Origin of the sequence: Myxococcus sp. CA039A (assembly GCF_013336645.1) — a bacterium.
Classification (GTDB): Bacteria; Myxococcota; Myxococcia; order Myxococcales; family Myxococcaceae; genus Myxococcus; species Myxococcus llanfairpwllgwyngyllgogerychwyrndrobwllllantysiliogogogochensis.
This window is the reverse complement of the sequence record NZ_JABUMQ010000506.1, coordinates 1-5,257: the sequence shown is the minus strand read 5'-3', so window position 1 is coordinate 5,257 and position 5,257 is coordinate 1. Positions and strand designations below refer to the sequence as shown.

3 protein-coding genes are annotated in these 5,257 nt (G+C 70.7%); all 3 read right to left on the bottom strand.

Annotated elements, in window-relative coordinates; genetic code table 11:
* Nucleotides 1-1,644: serine/threonine protein kinase (locus HR086_RS44510; RefSeq protein WP_174468676.1), on the bottom strand; the 1,644-nt coding region annotated here is incomplete at its 3' end.
* A 139-nt stretch (nucleotides 1,645-1,783) separates the two neighbouring features.
* Entirely contained in the window at nucleotides 1,784-2,128 is a 345-nt protein-coding gene (locus tag HR086_RS44505) for a hypothetical protein (RefSeq protein WP_217440163.1), read from the bottom strand.
* A 182-nt stretch (nucleotides 2,129-2,310) separates the two neighbouring features.
* Nucleotides 2,311-5,257, bottom strand: a 2,947-nt coding sequence (locus HR086_RS44500; RefSeq protein ID WP_174468675.1) for a choice-of-anchor D domain-containing protein, incomplete at its 5' end; no start/stop codon positions are given.

Below are 5,257 nucleotides of genomic sequence, written 5' to 3'. Positions count from 1 at the left end.
CCCCAGCCGCGAAGCCGGGGGCGGCGTCTCCGCCTGACGCCCCGCCGCTGCCTTCTTGCGCCCGGGCCGAGACATCCCCAGCGACAGCGTGGGCGCGTCCTCCTCCTGCTCCTCCAACGCGTCCAGGGCCGCGGCGCCCCGAGGCAGCGGCAGCGCCAATCGTGACGGCCGGGGCAGCGGTCCCGCCATCTCCGGCATTGCCAGCGTCGGCGCGTCCTCTTCCACGTGATGCACGACGGCGGGCATCGGCCGCGTGACGGCGCGCCCCTCCGCCCCCTGCGACTCCTGCTCCCGCGCCTGCGGGTTCGACACGCGCGAAGCAGCACGCCCCTCGACAGGCTTCGGCTCGGTGGCGGCCTTCACGTCCGTCAGCGTCGCGCGCGCGGCGGCGCGGCCATCCATCGTCGGCGCGTCCTCTTCCACCCGATGCACCGGCGGCACCGCGCCCAGGCCCGAACGCGAGGCCCTGTCCGGGGGTGCCGACTCCACCGCGCGGCGCTGCCCCGTCATCCGGGAGCTGGGCGACTCCAGCTCGATGCGCCCCGTCCTCCCCGTGCCACGAGGGCGCAGCGCCGCCGTCTCCCCCTCCGGCGCCACACTGGCGCGAGACAGCGCGGGCCGCAGCCCCGAACGCCGCGAGCTCGCGTCCTGCCGCCCGGAGCCCGACGCCGGATCCGAGTCCTCCATCAACAGCTCGCCCGAGCGCGCCTCCGACGCCAGCCGCTCCGCGTAGATCTCCTTCATGTACGCGCCGACATGGGCCGTCGACGACGGCAACCGACGCTCCGTCAGCCAGTCCTCCAGCGCCAGCTGCAGGTGGACCGCTTCCTGGTAGCGCTCCGCCGGGTCCTTCGCGAGCGCCTTGAGGACGATGGCGTCCAGATCTTGCGGCACGCGCGGCGTCACCTGCGACGGCGGCGCCACCTTGCACTCGGCCACGGCGGCCAGCGTCTGGATGTCACTGGGGCGCTTGAACAGGCGCGTGCTCGTGAGCAGCTCGTACAGCACCACGCCCAGCGCGAAGATGTCCGAGCGACAATCCACGCGCTGCCCCGCCGCCTGCTCCGGCGACATGTACGAATACTTCCCCTTCAGCACGCCCGAGCGCGTGACGGTGGCCTGGTCCGCCGCCTTGGCGATGCCGAAGTCCACCACCTTCACGCCGCCTTCGAACGTGACGAGGATGTTCTGCGGGGACACGTCGCGGTGGACGATGTCCAGCGGCCGGCCCGACGTCGGGTCCGTGCGCTTGTGCGCGTAGTCCAGGCCCGAGCACGCCTCGATGAGGATGCGGCACACCAGCGGCACGGGTATCGGCTGCCCCACGGCCTCCGACTGCTTCCACACCCGCCGCATGTCCTCGCCATGGATGTACTCCATGGCGATGAAGAACGAGTCGTCCTGCGCGCCCAGGTCGAAGATCTGCACGACGTTGGCGTGATTGAGCCGCGCGGCGATTCGCGCCTCGTCCAGGAACATCTTGACGAAGTCGTCGTTCTCCGCGAGGTGCGGAAGAATTCGCTTCACCACCACCAGCTTCTCGAAGCCCTCCGGACCTGGCTGGCGCGCGAGATACAGCTGCGCCATCCCGCCCATGGCGAGTCGCTTCAGGAGCTGGTACCTGCCATACGTTTCAATGGTCACGGCGACCTGACCGCACCCCACGGGGAAAACCCACGGCCCGTGGCCTTCCGGGATCCGGGCGCGGCGAAGCCCGGAGCGTAAGCGCACAGGACAGGGGGGTCAAACCCTTGTAGGCACGGCGGAACCGACGGCGCCGCGATTACCTCCGAGCGGCACGGACCTCGCGCGACTCCCGCATCAGCGCCTCCAACTCGTCCAGGTGCCGCTTGAGCACCGGCATCAGCACCGGCGCCGCGTCCACCCGGTCGAACAGGTCCAGGACCCGGTCCACCTTACGCTCGATTTCCTGGGCTCGAGCCGGAGTAATCCGGCGGAGCAGCATGTCCGCGCCGGCCTCCATCAGCGCGCGGGCCACGGCGTCCCGGGAAGCGAGCGGCTCTTGCTGTCGGCGGCCCTCACCCTGGATGACCCGCAGGCCCGGGGCGCGCGCCGGGGAAGCGCGACCCGCGCTCGTCGTCTTCGTGTTTTCGGAGTCTGGGGACATCACCGGGTGCCTCCTCGGCGGGCGCGGGTACGACCTCAGGGTACACACCGTGAGGAGCCCTCCAATTTTCTGGTCATCCGCACAGGCGGAAGCAGACCTGTAGCACCCGGGACCGACATGAACGTCGAGGGCCGGATGACCGGCCCTTCGACTGGCTCACACATCGAGCCTGCTCCCCCGCTTCAGCCCGCGTCGCAGGAGCGACGGTAGGAGATGGCCACCTTGGCGCCCGGCGCCGGCACGTTGGCGAAGATGACGCTGTTGGTGGGGGCGTCGTAGCGCCAGCCCGTCGTCACCGGGGCGCCGTCCACCGTCACCGTGACGCTGCCCGGCTCCGGCGCGTCGCTGAGCGGGAAGCGGTCCTGCGCGGAGAAGGCCTTGTTGGCCACGGCGGCCAGGAGGGGCCCATAGTTGGCCGCGCACACGTTCATCACCTCGCCACCGGTGCGCGCCGTCGCCTCCGCGTAGCGCGTGCCGGAGCCGCCCGCGGTGCCACACGCCGTCGCCGTGGGGGCAATGGCGTAGAACGTCGCGCGCTGCGGCTGGTTCTGCCCCTTTCGCTGCTGCGCCCACTGCACGTAGGTGTCCACCGCGTCCGGCGAGTGGTCGTCCTCGTCACCCACGAAGACGACGACCAGCGCCGCCGAGTCGCGCAGGAAGCCCAGGTTGCCGTCCTGCGGCACGGGCGTGCGCGGGTCATCCGCGGTGTTCACCAGCGGCGGAGACAGCGCGCGGCGCATCGCCTCGAAGCCCTGCTCCACCTGGGCGCACTGCCCCACCTGCACGTTCTGCTGGAGCAGCGCCGTCAGGTTCGCCATGCCGTTGGTGAGGATGCGGGGCCGGGCGTTGTTGACCGGGAAGAAGCGCCCCGCCTCGCCGCCCTGCGCGCCGCCGGGGCACGTCCCCGACACCGCCGTGATACCCGTCGTGGTGACGGCCACGTGCATGTCCACCTTTTTGGCGAGCGCCGCGTCCACGAACGAGGGGATGGCGGACACCAGACGCGGGTGCTCCTCCACCATGGACGCGGTGTTGTCCACGACGAAGAGGACGTCCACCTTGCTCACGTCCTGCTGGGTGAAGGTGTCCGTCTTGTCCACGCGCTTGGAGGACTCGCCGATGAGCGGCACCAGCAGCGGCGCCGGCAAATCGGACGAGCTCACGAAGAGCGGCGACAGGTTCATGCCGTACACCTGCGCGGCGTAGTCCAGGTCCACCGTGAAGGCCTCGCCCGGCTGCAGCGTGAAGGGCAAGGGCGCGGGCACGCCGCCCACGGTGAACTCGCCATCCGTGGTGCCAGGGCCAATCCACACGTTGGAAACCGACACGGGCATGGTGCACGCGTTGAGGTAGTTCACCTCGCGCGGCTCGGGAGGACAGTCGCGCCGCGCCACGCCCCAGTCCACGTACCAGGGCGACGCCATCAGACACGTCGCCTGCGAGTGGGCCAGCAGCGGCACGAGGATGACGGGATTCGCCGGGTCCATCTGCTCCACCTGGAGCATGCCCGTGAAGTCTCCGCCCGCATGGGGTGCCTGGAAGGCCACCTGGAAGCTGAACCAGTCACCCGGATAGATGATGACGCCGAAGAGGTCCCCACCCGGCATGCGGAAGCTGCCGCCGCCATTGTCGCGCAGCCGGATGTTCTTCACCGGGCACAGGTCCGTGCCCTTGTTCTCCAGCTTCACGCCCAGCACCGCGCCACGGCCCGGAGGCACCGTGCCGAAGTCCACCGCGAGCGGCGTCACCGTGAGGTCGCAGGGCGCGTGCTCTTCCGCCTCGCCCTGGAAGTCCAGCTCCACGGTCGCCGCCGAGTACGCGTTCGTCGTCATCACCAGCACGCCCGCGGACGAGCCTGGACGCGTGGGCTCGTAGAAGACGGGGATGTTGACCTCCTGCCCCGGCTGCAGCGTGTACGGCATGGCCAGCGGGGTGTGGTTGAACTGGGGCGCGCCGGAGGGGTCCGGCTGCCACGCCAGCGTCTCCAGCGTGAGCACGCCCGCGTTGGAGGAGCCGCAGTTCTTCACGTTGACGATGACGCGCGTCTTCGAGCCCAGCGGCTGCTTGCCGAAGTCGTACGTCACCGGGGACACGCACAGCTCCGCCGCGCCGCCGAAGCCCTTGAGCTTCACGTCCGTGGTGGGGTGTCGCTTGCTCACCACGTGATAGCGGGCCATGTCCTCCGCGGGGCCCATGTGGCCGGGGCTGTAGCGAATGTTGAAGCCGCGCACCTCGCCCGGCTGGAGCACCAGCGGGAAGCCCGCGTTCGCCTGCGAGTAGGAAGCGTCCAGCCCGTCGAGCGTCAGCGAGGTTACCGTCATCGGCTCGGTGCTGATGTTGCGGATGCGCGACTCGCGGATGGCGTCGCGGTCCACCGGCACCGCCGCGAAGTCCAGCACCGGCGGCTCCGCCACCACCGCCTGCTCCAGCGCCTCCGCCATCAGTTGCACCGGCACGTCCGCGCAGCCCCGGCACGGCGTCACCGCCAGCACCACCTGCTTGCGGCCCACTCGCACGGGGTTGAACGTCAAGGACAGCTCCGCGCGGCCGCCCGGGGCGACGACCATGGGCCCCGCCACGAACTCGTCGCGGTCCGCGCCGACCAGGCGGGGTGTCACCTCCACCGGCAGCTCCGTGGGGTTCTCCAACGTCAGCGCCAGCGTCTTCGTCGAGTCCGCCTCGATGCGCCCGAAGTCCAGCACCCGGGGCGACACCCGCGCCCACGCGTCGATGCCCAGGCCCGTCAGGGGGATGCGCAACAGCGGTTCGATGCGCGTGTCCGAACGCACCACCAGCATCGCCCCCTGGCCGCCCGCCATCATGGGCGCGAAGCGCACGCGCAGGGCACACGCACTGCCTGGCGCCAGGCTGTGGGGTCCCTCATGGGTGAACTCCGCCCGGTAGGCCCCTTCAGGACCCTCCACCCAGACCTCGTTCACATCGACGGGGGCCCGCCCCACGTTGCGCAGCGATATTTCCGTCTCGCGTGCATCGAAGAGGGCGACCTTCTCGAAGTCCATCCCGCCCGGGGTCGCCGTCAGACGCCCGTCCGCGAGGGACGACCGTTCGCGATCCGCACACCCCGCAGCCACCAGCCCCAACACCGCGAGGGCCCAAATGCCCCAGCGC

Coding starts and splice junctions, on each gene's coding strand:
- HR086_RS44505 (WP_217440163.1), bottom strand. CDS start 2,128: ATGTCCCCAGACTCCGAAAACACGAAGACGACGAGCGCGGGTCGCGCT.